The following is a 17,484-nucleotide window of genomic DNA, read 5'->3' on the forward strand; positions in this document are numbered from 1 at the left end:
GCCGAACGATCTCACCTTAACTACTCAACGCGGTCAGACTTTTCTTGCCAAGGTCGAACAACTGCTCATCACAGAAAGAACCGGTGACCGCTATTCTATCTCCGCGAGCGACCGGCAATGGCCGGAAACCGCCGTTCGTGAGAGGCAGCTATTGGTCCGTTTCCATCGCCGCAAACAAGGTAGTGCCCACCTGCTTTCTGGCAAAGGCCGTCGCTCGACGCGTTGCAGGCGAAATGCTACCTTCGGTTGACACGCTCGGCTGTGTCCCCTGTTTCGGATGCTTTATCTGATAATCCTGCCCCAGGTTAAATATGAAAGTAATGAAATCGACGAAAACTATTCGTCACCCAGCCTCGCGATCTGGTGTTCAAAACAAACCCTAATACGCCCAATCGAATATTAATTCACAACAAATGAAACTCGACCCTTCTGATAAAAAACCAAGAATCGCAACTAAAATAATAGTGATTTTGACGGTTTTCGCGTGCCTTTATTATATTGGATGGGCTTCCAGGATTTCAGCGAGAACTGTTTTAATGCCTGAGATTCCCGAGTTGGCGACATACCTGTTGATCAGCTCTGTCACAGGGCTTGTCGCTGTCGTTCGAACACGCTTCAAGCGCTCCGGAGGCAAAACAGTTAAACAAACCTTAAATTGTTTTGCCGGTTGGTTTTGCGTAGGATTTGTGTTTTCGCTAAACATTTACGCCGCTGCCATCTACACTCTTCCCGGTGAGGTTATTAGTTATGAGTCCGCATATGAAATAACATACCCAGGCCCTCCCATTGGAAAAATGGGTCATTGCGAAGCCGGTTTATGGATCAAAGATGCAGGTACACATCGCAGGATTGCGCTTTGCACGAACAAAGCCAAATTAGATGAAGACATTAAGCAAGGCATGACGGCCGTATGGGTGAATGCCCACACAAACAAACTAGGTAGCTATATCATGAGCTATACGTTTATCTATAAGTAACCCGACCGAATTAGACCCATTCTCACGAGCAATAGACCAGGGCGAACAAGCCCAACAGCGACCAGATATAAGGATGCAATCGCACTGACGACAGAGTTGGAAGGCATCACTCACCACGTGCAGGGATAGTCCATATGCGATTTGCTAGCCGCTTCAGACACCCCCGAAACCGAAAAGCCAGAAAAATAAAGCTCTGCCTCGATGCCCCTCATACTCCGATTCACCATCAAGCTGTTTTCGACAATAAAACAAACTGATAATGGCTGGGATAAACAACAAGGTGAACAACCATTGAAACGCATCTGTTGATTCCAAGGTAATCGCCAAAAGTAAATTAATTAGAGTCACGCCAATAATGAATAAGTTGTATCTAATATGCCGACGCTTCATTGAAGCAAAGCTTTCCCAATCATAAATCAGCCAGTCGTGGGAAAAATCGTCGCATTTAGGACACCTTAGGCTTGGCGGAAGCTTGTCTGCGATATAACCACAGCTAGGGCATCGAACTTTCATGGCGCTATCCTGACACTCTCTCGTTAGTTGACATGCCATGTCGTGGTAAGCGCGAGATCTATCGAGGGATAACGCGATAGGGATGACGGCAAGCCCGACTACGATAAAGAGGGTAGCAGGACACCATCTATTTGCCCGTAGTCTGTCCACCGACTGCTTTTGACCGAAACCAGCCACTCCCACCCGAACCACCAACGGAGAACCCTCATGAAAACCGCCCTAATCTCCGACACCCACAACCTCCTCCGCCCCGAAGCCCTCGCCGCGCTCCAGGGCTGTGATCAGATCATCCACGCCGGCGACATCGGCAACCCGGACATCCTCGCCCAACTGGCCAACATCGCCCCCGTCCACGCCGTGCGCGGCAACAACGACCTCAACAGTCCGTGGGCCGAAAACCTCCCCGACCTTCTGACCTTCACCCTCAACGGCTGGCCAACCCTCCTCGTCCACGACATCGCCGACGTCCCCGCCGATCTCGATCCGGGCATCAAGCTCATCATCACCGGCCATTCCCACAAACCACGCATCGAATGGCGCGGTGACCGTCTCTACGTGAACCCCGGCAGCGCCGGCCCTCGGCGTTTCAAGTTGCCGGTCACGCTGGCGATCCTCGAGATACAACCCGACCGCATCGAACCGCGCCTGATTTCCCTGCTGGATCCCCCCGCCTGAAACCGCTACCGTTCCCGCATCCAGAACAGGGAACCCTCGCACCATGTCCATCGCCGACAACCTTCTCGCTTTCACCTTCGCTGCCACTCTGTTGACCCTGACGCCCGGTCTCGACACCGCGCTGGTGCTGCGCACCGCCACCGTCGAGGGCAAGCAGCAGGCGCTGCGTGCAGCGTTGGGCATTAATGCCGGTTGTCTGTTGTGGGGCGCGGCGGTGGCGTTTGGGTTGGGGGCGTTGATTGCGGTGTCGGAGCTGGCCTACAACCTGTTGAAGTATTGCGGCGCGGCGTATCTGGCGTGGCTGGGGTTGAACATGCTGCTGCGCCCTCGCCGCTCGCTGGCACCGGCCGAGGCCGACGGCAAGCCGGGGGCGAACTGGTTTTTCAAGGGCATGCTGGGGAATGTGCTGAATCCGAAGATCGGGATTTTCTACGTGTCGTTTCTGCCGCAGTTCATTCCGCAAGGTCAGCCGCTGGTGCCGTGGACGTTCGGGCTGGTGAGCATTCATGTGGTGCTCGGGCTGATCTGGTCGCTGGTGTTGATTGGCGCGACGCAGCCGTTGTCCGGGTTCCTGCGACAGGAGAAGGTGATTCGCTGGATGGATCGCACCACCGGGATGATTTTCGTGTTGTTTGCCGCGCGACTGGCGTTCAGCAAGCGTTGAGGCGCCTGCGCTAAACACACCTTCGGTCGAGAGCTGCCACCTCATCAAACTCAAGACTTGCCCAGTACATATGGATATCCGTATATTCGAAAAACCATATGTGCCGAAGACATCGTCATGCTCAACCCCGCCTCCGTTTTCAAATGCCTCGCCGACGAAACCCGCGCCCGGGCCACGCTGCTGATCACCCGTGAAGGTGAGCTGTGTGTCTGCGAACTGGTCTGCGCGCTGGACGACAGTCAGCCGAAAATCTCCCGCCATCTCGCGCAGCTGCGCACCTGCGGTCTGCTGCTGGATCGTCGTCAGGGCCAGTGGGTTTATTACCGGCTTAACCCCGACTTGCCGGCATGGATTCGCACGCTGCTTGAAACCACGCTCGCCGCCAACACCCACTGGTTGGAAGAAAACAGCGCGCGGTTGGCTGCCATGGGCGATCGCCCGCTCAACACGTCTGCCTGCTGCTGAGGACCGAAAATGCGCGTTCTATTCATGTGCACCGCCAACAGCTGCCGCAGCATTCTCTCGGAGGCGATGTTCAATCACCTGGCGCCGGCCGGATTCGAAGCAGTCAGTGCCGGCAGCTTCCCCAAGGGCCAGGTGCTGCCGCGCAGCCTGAGCACGTTGCAGGCGGCCGGCATTTCCATCGCCGGATTGAGCAGCAAGGGCAACGAGGCCTTCGAAGACAACCCGCCGGACATTGTCATCACCGTGTGCGACAAGGCCGCCGGTGAAGCCTGCCCCGTGTATTTCGGCCCGGCCGTGAAAGCTCATTGGGGGCTGGAAGATCCATCGGATGTGGTCGGCGATGAACGCACCATCGATGCCGCGTTCCGCGCCACACTCGCCCGAATCGAAACCCGCTGCCGGGCCTTCCTCGCCCTGCCTTTCGCCGAACTTGACCGTGATGCCCTCAAGCGTGAGCTCGACCGCATCAGCACGCTGTAACCGGAGCCGACATGACCGACCTGCCCAACCTCGATCCCTCACTGGTTCAAACAACCACGCGTGACGAAGGCGCCCACAAACCGCGCATCCTGTTGCTGTACGGCTCGACCCGCCCGCGCTCCTTCAGCCGTTTGCTGGTCGAAGAAGCCGCACGGTTGCTGGAGCACTTCGGTGCCGAGACGCGAATCTTCAATCCTTCGGGTCTGCCGCTGCCGGACGATGCGCCGGGCGATCACCCGAAAGTCCAAGAATTGCTCGAACTGATGCAATGGTCCGAAGGCCAGGTCTGGTGCTCGCCGGAACGCCACGGCGCGATGTCGGCAGTGTTCAAGGCGCAGATCGACTGGGTGCCACTGGCCCTCGGCGCGGTGCGTCCGACTCAAGGCAAGACCCTGGCGGTAATGCAGGTCTGTGGCGGTTCGCAGTCCTTCAACGTGGTCAATCAACTGCGCGTGCTGGGGCGCTGGATGCGCATGTTCACCATCCCCAATCAGTCGTCGGTGCCCAAGGCTTATCTGGAATTCGACGAAGGCAATCGCATGAAACCCTCGGCGCTGTATGACCGGGTGGTGGATGTGATGGAAGAGCTGGTGAAATTCACGCTGTTGCTGCGTGATCGCCCGGACCTGGTGGATCGTTATTCCGAGCGCAAGGAATCGGCGGAGGAATTGATGCAGCGGGTCAATCAGCGGTCGATCTGAACAACCACAACGCCGGGAACGGTGGCCCGTCGCCCGGGTCACCGAAACTTTTCCGCGCCCTCCGATCCGATCACCTAACCTCAATGCTTGTGTGATCAACCGGAATCGGCCAGTCCCATGCGTAATGCATTGAAGTCATTGATGTTCGTCGCCCTGCTCGTGCTCGGTTCGGGGTTCGTGGCGGTGTCGGCTGCCGACTTGCCTGGCACACCCGATGTCAGCACCGGCGCCCCGCTCCCCGGCGTCACGCAAAGCGATCTGCAAGCCTTGCAACTGCGCCTCGATGGCCTCAAGCAGCAGATTTCGTCCGCCAACAATTACAACCAGCTCGAAGGCCCGCAGGATCGGGTGCAGACGTTCATTCTGGACATCGATCGGCTGTCGGCATCGCTGTTGCCGCAGCAGGCGCAATTGACCGTGCAACTGGGCGTGCTGGGGGCCGCGCCCGCCGAAGCGGTCGCCGCCGAACAAGCCGATATCGCGGCGCAAAGGGCGACGTTGATCGAGCAGAAAACCAAAGTCGATACTGCGCTGAAGAACCTCGCCACCCTCAAGCAGAGCGCCACGGAGTTGATCACCCAGATCGCCGGTATCCGCCGCACGCTGCTCGAAAGCGAACTGACGCTCAGCACCCACAGCATTCTGAATCCCGGCTTCTGGACGCCCCTTTTCAATCCATCGACCGATGACCGCCAGCGCCTGCGGTTTTTCGTCGAACAGGTGCAACAGACCGGCGCCGAAGCCTGGCAACCCGGCCAGCGTTTTTACACCGCCCTGCTGGTGGTGCTGGCCTTCGTCGTCTGGACGCTGGGCCGGCGGCTGGCCGACCGCTGGCTGGCGTGGGTGTGCATTCACCGCATGCCGGAGGGTCGGCTGCGCCGCAGTTCGCTGGCGTTCGCCTCGGCACTGGCGACACTCGCGACCACCGCCATCGCCCTGCAATTGTTGTACTACGCCTGCACCCGTCACGTGCCGTTGCCGCCGATGCTGGCGACGTTTTCCGATGAGTTCGAGAAAGTCGTTTACGCCTGCGTGCTGATCACCGGCCTGAGCCGCGCGTTGCTGTCCACCGAACACCCGTCATGGCGACTGCCGGGGGTGGCCGACGAGGTCGCCGATACGCTGCAGCCGTTTGCGCGAATCCTGGCTGCGACGCTGTTGGTGCTGGTGACAGCGGTGCAAGTCAGCAATGCCTCGGGCATGAGCAGCCAGATCGTGATCGCCGGGCGCGGGGTGATTGCGCTGGTGGTGCTGGGCATCGTCACGACGTTGCTGATGCGTGTCGGCAGAGTGCGCAAGGTCTTGGTGGCGGCCGGGGATACGCAGGTGTCGGGCAACACCTTCGCCGGTGTGATTTACACCGTCGCCACCCTGGCGATGGTGCTGTCGTTCGGCGCCCTGCTGACGGGGTATGTGTCGCTCGCGCGGTTCATCACCTACGAGCTGGTGTGGGCGTTTATCGTGTTTTCCGGGTTTTACCTGCTGATGCAGTTGCTCAAGGACAGCTGCGAGTACTTCTTCTCGCCCCGCCATTCCAGCGGCAAGGCGCTGAAACAACTGCTGGGTGTCGGAGACCGGCGCCTCGAACAGGCCTCGACCCTCTTGGCCGGTTTCGGTCGCGCTGCGCTGTTGCTGTTGGCGGTCATCACGCTGTTCGTCGGCGGGATCGGCACCACCCTGGGCCAACTGGCCAACAACATCGGCACGATCCTCGGCGGCGCCGGCCTGCGCAAACTGAACATCGTCCCCGGCCATTTGCTCAACGCGATGCTGGCGCTGTTGATCGGTATCTACCTGATCCGCGCCCTGCGCCGCTGGCTCGACAACGAGTTCCTGCCCAAGACCGACATGGACCCGGGCATGTGCGCCTCGCTCAGCACGCTGTTCTCCAACATCGGTTATGCGGTGGTGATCCTGCTGACCCTGTCATCGCTGGGCGTGCAATGGACCAACCTGGCGTGGATCGTCAGCGCCCTGTCGGTGGGCATCGGCTTCGGCTTGCAGGAGATCGTGAAGAACTTCGTCTCCGGGCTGATCCTGCTCACCGAACGCCCGGTCAAGGTCGGCGACCTGATCAGCATCAGCGGCGTCGAGGGCGACATTCGGCGGATCAACGTGCGCGCCACCGAAATCCAGCTCAGCGACCGCTCGATCGTGATCGTGCCCAACTCGCAACTGATCTCGCAGAACCTGCGCAACGTCACCCTCGGCGGCAGCGCCCAGGGCGTGGCGACGCTGGAGCTGATGTTCCCGCTGGACATCGACCCCGAACAGGTGCAGAACCTGCTGTTCGACACCTACAAGGAACACGAAACCATCCTCGAAAAACCGGCGCCGTTCGTGCGCTTCAGCAAGCTGACGCCGGACGGGATTACGTTGACGGTGACCGGGTATGTGGCGAGTCCGAGGATTGTCGGGACGACCAAGAGTGATCTGCTGTTCGAGATTCTCAAGCGGCTGGGGGCGGCGGGGATTGAACTGGCGAAGCCGCCGAGTACCTGAGGGAAAACCTGATGGGGGTCTGTACCGCCGCGAGCCTGCTTGATCAGGCCTCAGGGGTGTCAGTCGACTCTGGCGCCGCTTCAGCCTCCAGCTTCAAGCGATCCGCCTTGCTGATGTACTTCGGTTTGTTGCTCTTGGGTGCCAGTTTGGCGTTGGCCTTTCTGGATTTTTCCTTGAAGAGCTGTTGCAGTTTTTTCTGACGGTTCATGTCGCGGTACTCGGTTTGAAAGCGCTGGATGATATCAGCTGTTGAAACTTCGCATAAAACCAAAGCCATCGCTCATGGGTGAACCCGTTGCCTCCGGTTCCCGGGCGTTTTAGCATCGCCTCCAAATCAACGGAAGATCGATGGCCACCCGCGATGACCACCTCTGCACAGATCTGCTACAACTCGAAACCCATCAAGGCAACCCTGCAAGACATCGCCGCACATCTGCGACAAACCACGTCCTGGCACATCTCGACCACTGAATGGAAAGGCTACGGGATCGTCGTGCCACAGTTGCTGGTACATACCCCCGTCCCGTTTCTGATCCAGATTGAGGACGACCCCGAGTATGTACCCGAGGAAATTCGGGAAATCATCGAATGGGAAAAGCTGGACCCCGACTCCAGGATTGCCCGAATACTTGCTCGATGCGATGCCCGGCTGGCAGTCCTGTCCACCACACCCGACCTGGTCATTGACGACGGACACTCGATAAGCGCCTCGATCCTCGGCACGGAGGTAGATCCTCACGATGCCGACATTTCGTCGGTACTGAAGATCTTGTGCCGCAAGGTCGAGGGCGTCATCTACGACTGCGTAAACGGTGGCGTCATTTCACCACTCGTCGGTCAGGGCATGGCACATTCGACGGATTCCGTTGCCGCGTCAGCTGCCAGCTCCCCGACGTTACAGATGTCTGCCGGTCTGTTGCTTTGCGGCGTCGGTCTGGTGATAGCGCTTGCGGCCCTTTCCTGACCCCTGCTTCACCCCAGCACGTCAGTGATCCAGCGCACCTGCTGCTTCAGATCCTGCACCTTTTGCTCGCATACCCCATTCCGCGCCCGAGCGAAGTGACTCAGCGTCTGCTGCTTGTGCCGCAACCGATGCTGCCACTTGCTGACAAACGCCGGACTGCACGCCTGCAATTGCAGCGGCCCGAAGTACAGTTCCTCGGCGGTATAAGTCACCGGCTCGCCTCGCTCGGCCACGATGATTTCGTAGTCGAAACGGTTCTCACGCAGGACTTCTTCAAGGAGGATTCGGTAGCCGTTGTCCATCAGCCATTGACGCAGCGGTTGTTCGCCGCCGTTGGGTTGCAGGATCAGACGCTCGCGGCCGCTCAGACGCGCCTTGCCGGCTTCGAGGATGTCGCGGATGGTTTCGCCGCCCATGCCGCACACGGTAATTGCGGTGATCCCGTCGGTCGGTTCGACGGCCATCAAGCCATTGGCCAGGCGCACGGTGACCTGCTGCTCAAAATCGTTCTCGCGCACGGTGCGTTGCGCCGAACGGAACGGCGTCTCGGCCATCTCGCCCGCCACCGCCGCCGCGATCGCGCCACGGCGCATCAGGGCCACCGGCAGGTAGCCGTGATCCGAGCCGATATCGGCCAGCCGCGCACCGGCGGGCACATGCGCCGCCACCCGCTCCAGGCGCATGGACAATGTCTGTTCGTTCAACCGCAACCCCTTTCACTCTGAACGCCCGGCGCTGGTGGCCGGATCGGGGCGCGATTCTGGGGGGCAACGGCGGGGATTTCAAATACGTGTGGTCGGATCGTCACTCAGCCCCGAATCAACCCGTTCTACGCGTCAACCATGCGCCCCAGAACAGGCTGCTGAAAAACCGGGTGGTTTCGCCGAATCCGGCTTCATGCAACAGCTTTTGAACCGCCGCCTCGGAATGCGGAGGATCGGCACCCTGAAGGATTTTCCCCAGTTTGGCCTTCATCTCATCGGCGCTCGCACCGTTCTGACGCCAGCGTTGTCCCCACGCTTCCAGCAGCAACGGCTGGCTGGCATACGCGTAGTGATTGCCGGCCACGATCAGCGGAGCACCCGGCTTTAAACGTGCCCGAATGGATTGCAGAAGCGCTCGTTTGGCCTCATCGCCTTCCAGATGATGCAGAACGCCGATCACCGTGGCGGCGTCGTAAGACTCATCGGCAGGCAAGTCATCGACCGGCCCGAGATGCAGATCCGTTCGCTCAAGCAAGTCATGCGAGCGCAACTGCTCGGTCGCCGCCGCCAGCATCGGCTCGGAAGGGTCAACCGCCATGAAACGCCAGCCTGGCTCCAGGCTTCCCATCGCGATGATTTCCTGTGCGGTCCCGCCTGCGCCAACCGCCAGAATCCGCGCCGAACCTGCGTTACCGAGGCTGGCCGCCAGCATGCACGCAGCAAGGTCATGGCAAGTGTCATAGCCCGCCAGCGCAATGCGGCTTTGCTTGCCATATTCATTGGCGCGGGAGTTGTCGAATTTTTCAGTCGAGGAAGCGTTCAAGGGCGTTTCTCCGTGTCCTTGAATCACCCTACGTCACGAGGACCGATAATAGAAATTCATTGATTTTATGCGGTGCATTCCTGTGAGGAATGCGGAAGGCACCGATGGTTAGATCAACACCGTCAACAAAGCCGACAGCAACAACAAAAATGCCAGCCCGGCATTCATGCGCCTGAACGCCCGCGGCGATCCAAAAAACCGAGCACTGCCCACCCCCAGCAGCGCCCACGCCGTCATGCACGGCAGGCTGACCAGCAGAAACGCCAGCGACAACAACGCCATCCGTGCGCTGTCCTCGCTGCCACCGGCAAACACGCTCACCACCGCCACGGCCATCATCCACACCTTGGGGTTGATCAATTGCAGGCCGGCGGCGCCGAATACGTTGAAGCCGTCATCATTCGACGTTGAGGACTCCAACGATGGCGGCGTGCTGCGAAAGATCTGCCACGCCAGCCAGCTCAACCACAACACCCCGGCCCAGGCCATCGCCTGCTGCACACGGGGATAGCGCAGCAAGGTTTCCCCCACGCCGAGCCCGACCACCAACACCACCAGCGCCGCCGACACACACGCGCCGAAGATGATCGGCACGGTGGCCGTCAGACCGCGCCGCGAGCTGTGGCTCATCACCAGAATATTGGTCGGCCCCGGGGTGATCGAGGCAACGAAGGAAAACAGCAGAAAGGGTAACAACGATTCCACGGCATGGACTCCGGATCAGAACAGAGAGCCATGGTCGCGGTTGGATGCAGTTCCGTCTGGAAGGTTTGAGCAGTAATCGCGGGAGTCTGCAGCCCGAAGTAGAACCTAATCCAGCAGCTCACGCCTAAGCAGAAAAAACTCCTCCGCCAACTTCTTTGTGATCTCTTCCGCACGCCCGGTGCTGTCTACATATAACAAAACCGGATATTCGGGAAATTCCTGTTCCACCGCTTCGCCGTCGAAAGGGTCAATATTGTTTTTCAGCGTGAGGTGCTCCGACTCTTTATTACCAAAGAAATAATACTCACCGCCGTGATAGCCGCTTTCGCGTCTATCAAGGGAAAGCTCGAGACTTTCCTCAACTTTCGACCTGGCGGCTGAAACACTCAAATTTTTGACACCGTACAAATCGTAAGCAGCCATCAATGCACCTTTGTAAATAGGATGCCGGAGCATTCCAGCCTTGCGCCTTTGCGCTACCTCCGCTGGAGGCCAACAAAGACCAGGTGATCCTCAGACTTCCTCAAATTCCTTCCTCACAACTAATATCGAATCCACTTTCCCGTAGATATCAATTTCGGACTATCAGGATCAACCAGATTAAGCCATTCCGGATCATGCCCCAATGTACCTACCAAAACACCTAACGCATTTGGATTATCTGGCGTACGCGTGAAGTGCACGATTCCTATATAGCTTCCTATACCTTGAGTGCTTTGCAGTTGAAAACGTAAAGAGCCATCAGCATTGTAGATAGCCGCATTATCAGGACAGTTAAAAAACCAGGGAAATTCAGGCGTACTGAATTTTGAAGGTTTCTCATCAAAAACCACCAACACCCCTGTTCTATCTTCAAGAATATAGGGTGTCTCAAGGACTGGGAGTCGTACTTCAACGCCACTTTCAAGTACCAGATATTGCTCGAATCTTACGACTGCGTGCTCTTGCGCGTAGATCAAATTTTTTTTTGTATCTTCGAAGCTGGTAGAGGTCCCGTCCCAGCGGCGAAAACTCTCAAAGAGCAGACCATCATCGAATTCCCACATTTCTCTGATTTCGCTGATCAACTGATTCACTGCAATGACCTCACTGTCCCACCTATGAACCTCATACGACTTTGAATGGGTTCGGGGCGTTTTATCCATGGTTACTCCCTGATGTCCGTCACCAGGCAAGCGAGCTTCGTTCATAGCATCCCACAGATCGCCCACGGTTCCCTCACGAATTCCCAACGTTGCGCGGGGTTCAGTCTGGAAGGTTTGAGCAGCGCTTGCGGTAATCCGCCGGCGTCAGGTGATAGGCACGGCGAAACCAGCGCCCGAGGTGACTCTGATCGGCGAAACCGAGGGCGCTGGCGACGGTGGCGGGTGTTTCGCCGCGCGCCAGCAATTGCCGGGCGCGGGCCAGGCGCAACTGAATCAGATAGGCATGTGGCGCCAGTCCGAAAGCGGCCTTGAACGCCCGGGTCAGTCGAAAGCGATCAACCCCGCAGGCTTTGGCTACATCGTCCAGCCCGATGTCCTCGAAGGCATGCGCATGCAGATAGTCCCGCGCCACCTTGGCCACCCGTGGCAGGCGCGGATCGAACGGTTGACGTTTGCGCCAGTCGAGGTGCGACGTCAGCGAACCGAGCAAGGTGTCGATGGCGGTCTGGCGCACGATACGCAAGTCGCCTTGATGCAGGGCGTTAAAGGCCTGATTGATGGCGTTGGACAGGCTCGAATCCTGGCTCAGGGTATCGGTGAACCCGAGCTGGCTATTGTCCGGCGCATGCTCGAACAGCACGCGTAATTCGCGCTCCAGCCAGTGCGGGTCGAGGTAGAGCATGGAATAGGTGAAGCCCTCCTCCGTCGGCGCGTGCCCGTCGTGGATCTCCCCCGGTTCCAGCATGAAAATCTTGCCCGGCGTACTCAAATGCCTCACGCGCCGGCAATGAAACTGCTGCACGCCCTGCTCGGTGACGCCCACCAGAAAACTGTCATGCCAGTGCGGATCGTAGGCATGCCCCTGGAAGTGGGCACGAATCGACTCGATCCCGGTGTCGGCGTCCTGGGACAGCTCGATCCAGTTGCGTTTGTCCACGCAAGGCTCCGAAGGCAGTGTTAGTCGTTGAGGACGTCTACGTTACCGCGACTTTGCCGAGGCGTTTAGAACATTTGTGCACGTGCGCCAGGCAAGCCACCAAGCAAATTAAATGAACCCTGAGTGGCATGCCCCGCCTAAACCGATGACCATCAGGAGGTAGCCCATGCAACTTGAAACCACGTGGATCGTACTGGCCGTCGTTCTTTTGCTCATCGAATTGTGGGCAATCAACCGGGTGCGCAAGAGTGAGGGGAAAGCCAGCAACAAAGGCGTCTGGATCGTATTGATCGTGTTTGTGCCGCTGTTCGGGCTGATCGCCTGGGCGCTGGCGGGTCCCAAGCACGTCACTCAGGCCTGAAACTCAAGGCAAGCAGGAGCCCCGAACATTCGGGGCTTTTTGTTGGCCGCAGGTTTGTATCGCAGTGTGTACGAACGCCTCCCGGATACATGCCCGCGCATCAGCCAACGAAAACGGAAACAGCGCAGATACGTGGCCAGTCTTTAATGAACGCCAGATACGAAGGGTTCAGCCAGAACCCGGCCCTCGCCGATCATAAGGAGACTTGCCATGAAGCACGCACCACACACCACCGTCGCTACCGGGAAAAACCGTCGCCGCCTGCTGGGCCTGTCGATACTTGCCACCGCGCTGCTGCAGTTCGGCGCGTTCGCTCAAGCGCAAACCGCAGCACCCGAGCCGCTCAAGACCGAAGCCGCCAGCGTCAAAGCCGACCTGCCCTTCGGCCCGCTGAAACACGTGAAGGCCGGCCTGCTGGACGTGGCCTACGCCGAAACCGGCCCGGCCAATGGCCCGGTGGTGATTCTGCTGCACGGCTGGCCGTACGACATTCACAGCTATGACGACGTCGCGCCGCTTTTGTCGGCCAAGGGTTATCGGGTGCTGATGCCGTACGCTCGGGGTTATGGCGACACGCATTTCCTGTCTGAAAAGACCGTGCGCAACGGTCAACCGGCGGCGCTGGCCAGTGACGTGATCGATTTCATGGACGCCCTGAAGATCAAGCAAGCCGTGCTCGGCGGCTACGACTGGGGCGCGCGTTCGGCGGGCATCGTGTCGGCGCTGTGGCCGGAGCGGGTCAAGGCGCTGGTGTCGGTCAGCGGCTATCTGATCGGCAATCAGGCTGCCGGCAAGAATCCGCTGCCGCCCAAGGCCGAGCTGCAATGGTGGTATCAGTTCTACTTCGCCACCGACCGTGGTGAGGCGGGCTACACCAAGAACACCCATGATTTCGCCAAGCTGATCTGGCAACTGGCGTCACCGAAATGGGCCTTCGACGACGCCACCTTCGACCGCAGTGCCAAGGCGTTGCAGAACCCGGATCACGTCGCGATCACCGTGTTCAACTACCGCTGGCGTCTGGGCCTGGTGCAGGGTGAAAGCCAGTACGATGCGCTGGAACAGAAACTCGCCACCGCGCCGTCGATCAGCGTGCCGACCATCACCCTGGAAGGCGACGCCAACGGCGCGCCGCACCCGGCGCCCGAGGACTACGCCAAACGCTTCACCGGCAAATACCAGTTCCGCCTGATCAACGGCGGCATCGGTCACAACCTGCCGCAGGAAGACCCGAAAGCCTTCGCTCAGGCGATCATCGACGCCGATCACCTCTGAAGCAGCACGCCGAACGGCTCGTCATTTGACGAGCCTTTTTTCTTTGGACGGTCGATAACCGAAATAGGCGCTGTAGCACTTGCTGAAATGGCTCGGCGAGACGAATCCGCAGGCCACCAGCACGTCCACCTGGGACAGCTCGGTGTGTTGCAGCAGACGGCGGGCCTCGGTGATGCGCAGTTCCATGTAATAACGCTGCGGGGTGGTGCCCAGTTGTTCTTTGAACAGCCGTTCCAGCTGACGCCGAGAACGCCCGGCATACACCGCCAGTTGCTCCAGCTCCAGCGGTTCTTCGAGATTGGCGTCCATCAGCTTCACCACTTCACGCAACGGCGCGCTGACGCAAATGTTCTCGGTCGGTTTGATCCGCCGATAGCGCGATTCCTCGAACGCCAGAATGTCTTCGATGCCTTCGACCAGCGCTTTGTCGTGCAGGCCTTTGATCCAGTCCAGCGCCATGTGGAACGCGCCGGACGGACTGGACGCGGTCAAACGGTCGCGGTCGATGACGTAGGGTTCGCTGCTGACCTGGGTCGCCTTGGAAATCTCCGCCAGTGCCGGCCGATGCTCCGGGTGAATCGCACAGCGATAGCCTTCCAGCACCCCTGCCCGGCCCAGGAACCACGCGCCGTTCCACAACCCGGCCAGGATCACGCCGGCCTCGGCAGCCATTTTCAGCAGGTTGATGAACTCGTCGCTCGCCTTCAATTCCGTGCGGTAACCGCCGCAGATCACCAGCAGATCCAGTTCCTGTATCGCGCCCGTCTCCAGTCGCGCATCCGGGCGAATGACCAGACCCAGATCGCTGATCACTTCGCCGTCGCTCAGACCGAAAGTGCGCGTGGAAAACAGACCGGGGCGCAGCAGATTCGAGGTAATGATGGTGTCCAGCGCCTGGGTAAACGCTGGCAGGGAGAAATGCTCCAGCAGCACAAACCCGGTGCGGGTCATGCGTCCCGGCCCGCTGGCGGGCTCGTTCAGGTAGCGAAGGTTCTTGCCCTTCATGCCACCGCTGAATTGGCGTCGTTCGATCAAGGTGTGGTCCATCGGTTTCATTGTTGTAGCGCCATGCTAACCGCCGAAGCGGCAAAATACTCGGGAATGAACGCAATTCGCCCCAACCGGTACGCGCGTACCGATCGGGGCGAAAAAGACCTGCGAAAAACCGCGATGAATCAGGACGCGTCGATCCAGATGGTTTTCAGCTCGGTGTACTGGTCATGGGCCCAGATCGACTTGTCACGCCCACCGAAACCCGACTCCTTGTAGCCGCCGAAAGGCGTCGAGGCATCGCCCTCGCCGAAGCAGTTCACGGTGACGATGCCGGCACGGATCCCCCGCGAGAGTTTCAGCGCATGGCGCAGGCTGCCGGTGTACGCCGACGCGGCCAGACCATAAGCCGTGTCGTTGGCCAGGCTGATCGCTTCGTCGACAGAGGTGAACGTGGTCACGCTCAGCACCGGGCCGAAGATCTCCTCCTGGAACAGACGACTGTCACGGCTGACGCCATCGACGATGGTCGGCTCGACGAAGATGTTGTCGGCCGTGTTGCCCCCCGCCAGCACCGAAAGATTTTCATCCCGGGCATGGTCGAGGTACGAACGGACCTTCTCGAAATGCGCCTTGCTGATCATCGAGCCCAGACGGTTTTCCGGGTCTAGCGGGTCGCCCATTTTCCAGTCGGCCAGATGCACCTGCACGCGCTGGAGCAATTCGTCCTTGATGTCCGAATGCACGATCAACCGCGACGAAGCCGAGCAGTTTTCGCCCATGTTCCAGAACGCGCCGTTGACCACATGCTGGGCGACCAGATCGACGTCTTCGACATCGTTCATCACCACCGCCGGGTTCTTGCCGCCGCACTCCAGCACGATGCGTTTCAGGTTGGATTCGCTGGAATACTTGAGGAACAACCGCCCGGTGTCGGTCGAACCGGTGAAGCTGACCATCGCGACGTCCGTGTGACGGCCCAGCGGTTCGCCCGCCTCCTTGCCGCCGCCGGGCACCACGTTGAACACACCGGCCGGAATCCCCGCCTGGTGCGCCAGCTCGGCTACGCGCAGGGTGCTCAGGGTGGTTTCCTTGGCCGGTTTGACCACAATCGAGCAGCCAGCGGCCAGCGATGGACCGATCTTCCACGCGAGCATCAGCAGCGGGAAATTCCACGGCAACACCAGACCGACCACGCCGATCGGCTCGCGCACGACCATGGTCACCGCGCCGTTACCGGTCGGTGCGGTCGAATCGTAGATCTTGTCGATCAGCTCGGCGTGCCAGCGCAGGGTATGAATCGTCTCGGGCACGTCGATGTTCTGGCATTCGCGGATCGGTTTGCCGCTGTCCAGGCTTTCCAGCACCGCCAGTTCATGGGAGTGGTCTTCCAGCAACTGGGCGAATCGCAGCAACACCGACTTGCGTGCCGACGGCGCCAGCCCCTGCCAGCGTCCATCCTCGAATGCCTCCTTGGCGGCGGCGACAGCGACGTCCACGTCCTGGGCACCGCACGCAGTAATCTCGGTCAACACCGCTTCAGTCGCCGGGTTGGTCGTGGTGAACGTCTTGCCGGACAGCGCGCTGCGAAACTCGCCGTTGATGAACGCCTGATTGCGAAACTCAAGCCTCGCCGCCAGCTCGCGGTATTGCGCTTGACTCAGAAGATCGGCCATTTCAAACCTCCGCGACGATGCGCGCCACATTCTGTTTGAGGGTTTTGATCACGCTTTCCAGCACTTCCTTCTCGGACGCTTCCAGCGGCTGCATCGGCTTGCGCACGCCGCCGGCCCGCAGGCCGACCAGTTCGCTGCCGTGCTTGATCGACTGAACGAACTTGCCGCTTTCCAGCACGTCCATCAGCGGCAACAGCGCCGACATGATCCGCCGGCCCTTGTCGAAGTTCTTCTCCAGAACGCAGGCTTCGTAGAGCGCAATGTGCTCGGCCGGAATGAAATTCGAACCGGCGCAAACCCAGCTGCGCGCGCCCCAGGCGAAAAACTCCAGGGCCATGTCGTCCCAGCCGCAGGACAGCTGAATCGAAGGGTGCGAATGCGCCAGACGATGCAACTGGGCGGTGTCGCCGGAGCTTTCCTTGATCGCGACGATGTTCTTGCAACCGGCAATCGCCTCGAAGAATTCCGGGCCCATCGCAACGCCCATCCGCGCCGGGTAGTTGTAGAGCATGATCGGCAGGCCGGCGGCCTTGTCCACGGACAGCACGTGGGCGGCGATTTCCTTTTGCGTCGGCAAGGCATAGGGCGGCGAGCCCACCAGAATCGCGTCGGCCTCGATCGACTTGGCATGCTCGGCGAAGGCCACCGCATCTTCGGTGCGGATCCCGCCCGTGCCGATTACCAGCGGAATGCGGCCGTTGATCACTTCCTTGGCGCGCTCGGCCACTTTCAGCCGCTCGGCGGTGGTGTGGGCGTAGTACTCGCCGGTCGAACCACCGATGACGATGCCGTGAACCCGCGACTCGATCAGGTACTCGACCACTTCGGCAAACGCCGAATAATCGATCTGGCCATCGGCGGACAAAGGCGTAATGGCAGGGGTAAAGATGCCGTCAAAGTTCATAGGTTTTTCTCCAGTGGTTGCAG

The 17,484-nt window shown here is 59.5% G+C and carries 21 protein-coding genes; 10 read left to right on the forward strand and 11 right to left on the reverse strand.

The window, feature by feature from the left end:
* Positions 1 to 536: 536 nt before the first annotated feature.
* A complete protein-coding gene (locus M5G18_RS00755) occupies positions 537 to 977 on the forward strand; it encodes a hypothetical protein (RefSeq protein ID WP_273896809.1) in 441 nt (146 codons plus the stop codon).
* 153 nt (positions 978 to 1,130) lie between these two features.
* On the opposite strand, the gene M5G18_RS00760 is transcribed toward M5G18_RS00755, so the two are convergent.
* Positions 1,131 to 1,490, reverse strand: coding sequence for a zinc ribbon domain-containing protein (locus M5G18_RS00760; protein ID WP_273896810.1), 360 nt, complete (start codon positions 1,488 to 1,490; stop codon positions 1,131 to 1,133).
* 207 nt (positions 1,491 to 1,697) lie between these two features.
* Between M5G18_RS00760 and M5G18_RS00765 the strand changes: the two genes are divergently transcribed.
* The 6 genes from M5G18_RS00765 to M5G18_RS00790 all read left to right on the forward strand — a co-directional run bounded on the left by M5G18_RS00765 (position 1,698) and on the right by M5G18_RS00790 (position 6,977).
* The gene (locus tag M5G18_RS00765; protein WP_273896811.1) at positions 1,698 to 2,165 is read left to right on the forward strand and encodes a metallophosphoesterase family protein; all 468 of its coding nucleotides are present in this window, start codon (positions 1,698 to 1,700) and stop codon (positions 2,163 to 2,165) included.
* Between the two features lie 43 nt (positions 2,166 to 2,208).
* Positions 2,209 to 2,829, forward strand: coding sequence for a LysE family translocator (locus tag M5G18_RS00770; protein WP_273896812.1), 621 nt, complete (start codon positions 2,209 to 2,211; stop codon positions 2,827 to 2,829).
* 117 nt (positions 2,830 to 2,946) lie between these two features.
* On the forward strand, positions 2,947 to 3,294 hold the full coding sequence (locus tag M5G18_RS00775; RefSeq protein WP_273896813.1) for a metalloregulator ArsR/SmtB family transcription factor: 348 nt from the start codon (positions 2,947 to 2,949) through the stop codon (positions 3,292 to 3,294).
* 9 nt (positions 3,295 to 3,303) lie between these two features.
* Positions 3,304 to 3,774, forward strand: a complete 471-nt coding sequence (locus tag M5G18_RS00780) for an arsenate reductase ArsC (protein ID WP_273896814.1) — start codon at positions 3,304 to 3,306, stop codon at positions 3,772 to 3,774.
* Between the two features lie 11 nt (positions 3,775 to 3,785).
* Complete coding sequence (arsH, locus tag M5G18_RS00785) at positions 3,786 to 4,475, forward strand: arsenical resistance protein ArsH (RefSeq protein WP_064595868.1); 690 nt, start codon at positions 3,786 to 3,788, stop codon at positions 4,473 to 4,475.
* Positions 4,476 to 4,592: 117 nt separating this feature from the next.
* On the forward strand, positions 4,593 to 6,977 hold the full coding sequence (locus tag M5G18_RS00790) for a DUF3772 domain-containing protein (RefSeq protein WP_273896815.1): 2,385 nt from the start codon (positions 4,593 to 4,595) through the stop codon (positions 6,975 to 6,977).
* A 43-nt stretch (positions 6,978 to 7,020) separates the two neighbouring features.
* Here M5G18_RS00790 and M5G18_RS00795 read toward each other — a convergent pair whose 3' ends face one another.
* Positions 7,021 to 7,185: a DUF2986 domain-containing protein gene (locus tag M5G18_RS00795; protein WP_236195393.1), complete on the reverse strand. Its 165-nt coding sequence runs from the start codon at positions 7,183 to 7,185 to the stop codon at positions 7,021 to 7,023.
* Positions 7,186 to 7,338: 153 nt separating this feature from the next.
* Between M5G18_RS00795 and M5G18_RS00800 the strand changes: the two genes are divergently transcribed.
* Positions 7,339 to 7,941, forward strand: a complete 603-nt coding sequence (locus M5G18_RS00800) for a hypothetical protein (protein ID WP_273896816.1) — start codon at positions 7,339 to 7,341, stop codon at positions 7,939 to 7,941.
* Between the two features lie 8 nt (positions 7,942 to 7,949).
* Here M5G18_RS00800 and M5G18_RS00805 read toward each other — a convergent pair whose 3' ends face one another.
* The 6 genes from M5G18_RS00805 to M5G18_RS00830 all read right to left on the reverse strand — a co-directional run bounded on the left by M5G18_RS00805 (position 7,950) and on the right by M5G18_RS00830 (position 12,255).
* Entirely contained in the window at positions 7,950 to 8,645 is a 696-nt protein-coding gene (locus tag M5G18_RS00805; protein ID WP_337993667.1) for a tRNA (adenine(22)-N(1))-methyltransferase, read from the reverse strand.
* A gap of 115 nt (positions 8,646 to 8,760) precedes the next feature.
* Positions 8,761 to 9,468, reverse strand: coding sequence for a class I SAM-dependent methyltransferase (locus M5G18_RS00810; RefSeq protein ID WP_273896817.1), 708 nt, complete (start codon positions 9,466 to 9,468; stop codon positions 8,761 to 8,763).
* A gap of 108 nt (positions 9,469 to 9,576) precedes the next feature.
* Positions 9,577 to 10,173: a LysE family translocator gene (locus M5G18_RS00815; protein WP_273896818.1), complete on the reverse strand. Its 597-nt coding sequence runs from the start codon at positions 10,171 to 10,173 to the stop codon at positions 9,577 to 9,579.
* A 105-nt stretch (positions 10,174 to 10,278) separates the two neighbouring features.
* Positions 10,279 to 10,596, reverse strand: coding sequence for a hypothetical protein (locus M5G18_RS00820; RefSeq protein WP_273896819.1), 318 nt, complete (start codon positions 10,594 to 10,596; stop codon positions 10,279 to 10,281).
* A 119-nt stretch (positions 10,597 to 10,715) separates the two neighbouring features.
* Positions 10,716 to 11,384, reverse strand: a complete 669-nt coding sequence (locus M5G18_RS00825; RefSeq protein WP_273896820.1) for a hypothetical protein — start codon at positions 11,382 to 11,384, stop codon at positions 10,716 to 10,718.
* Positions 11,385 to 11,418: 34 nt separating this feature from the next.
* Positions 11,419 to 12,255, reverse strand: a complete 837-nt coding sequence (locus M5G18_RS00830) for an AraC family transcriptional regulator (protein ID WP_273896821.1) — start codon at positions 12,253 to 12,255, stop codon at positions 11,419 to 11,421.
* Between the two features lie 166 nt (positions 12,256 to 12,421).
* Here M5G18_RS00830 and M5G18_RS00835 point away from each other — a divergent pair, with 166 nt between their 5' ends.
* Together M5G18_RS00835 and M5G18_RS00840 are read left to right on the forward strand one after the other, a co-directional pair.
* Positions 12,422 to 12,616: a PLDc N-terminal domain-containing protein gene (locus M5G18_RS00835; RefSeq protein WP_007955366.1), complete on the forward strand. Its 195-nt coding sequence runs from the start codon at positions 12,422 to 12,424 to the stop codon at positions 12,614 to 12,616.
* A gap of 210 nt (positions 12,617 to 12,826) precedes the next feature.
* On the forward strand, positions 12,827 to 13,891 hold the full coding sequence (locus M5G18_RS00840; RefSeq protein ID WP_273896822.1) for an alpha/beta fold hydrolase: 1,065 nt from the start codon (positions 12,827 to 12,829) through the stop codon (positions 13,889 to 13,891).
* Positions 13,892 to 13,912: 21 nt separating this feature from the next.
* Here the strand turns inward: M5G18_RS00840 and M5G18_RS00845 are convergent, their stop codons facing one another.
* The 3 genes from M5G18_RS00845 to M5G18_RS00855 all read right to left on the reverse strand — a co-directional run bounded on the left by M5G18_RS00845 (position 13,913) and on the right by M5G18_RS00855 (position 17,461).
* Positions 13,913 to 14,938, reverse strand: coding sequence for a GlxA family transcriptional regulator (locus tag M5G18_RS00845; RefSeq protein WP_273896947.1), 1,026 nt, complete (start codon positions 14,936 to 14,938; stop codon positions 13,913 to 13,915).
* A 128-nt stretch (positions 14,939 to 15,066) separates the two neighbouring features.
* The gene (locus tag M5G18_RS00850; RefSeq protein ID WP_273896823.1) at positions 15,067 to 16,557 is read right to left on the reverse strand and encodes an aldehyde dehydrogenase; all 1,491 of its coding nucleotides are present in this window, start codon (positions 16,555 to 16,557) and stop codon (positions 15,067 to 15,069) included.
* 1 nt (position 16,558) lies between these two features.
* On the reverse strand, positions 16,559 to 17,461 hold the full coding sequence (locus M5G18_RS00855) for a dihydrodipicolinate synthase family protein (protein ID WP_273896824.1): 903 nt from the start codon (positions 17,459 to 17,461) through the stop codon (positions 16,559 to 16,561).
* Between the last annotated feature and the right edge of the window lie 23 nt (positions 17,462 to 17,484).

The sequence above is a fragment of the Pseudomonas aphyarum genome, from assembly GCF_028657055.1.
GTDB classification, from domain to species: domain Bacteria; phylum Pseudomonadota; class Gammaproteobacteria; order Pseudomonadales; family Pseudomonadaceae; genus Aquipseudomonas; species Aquipseudomonas aphyarum.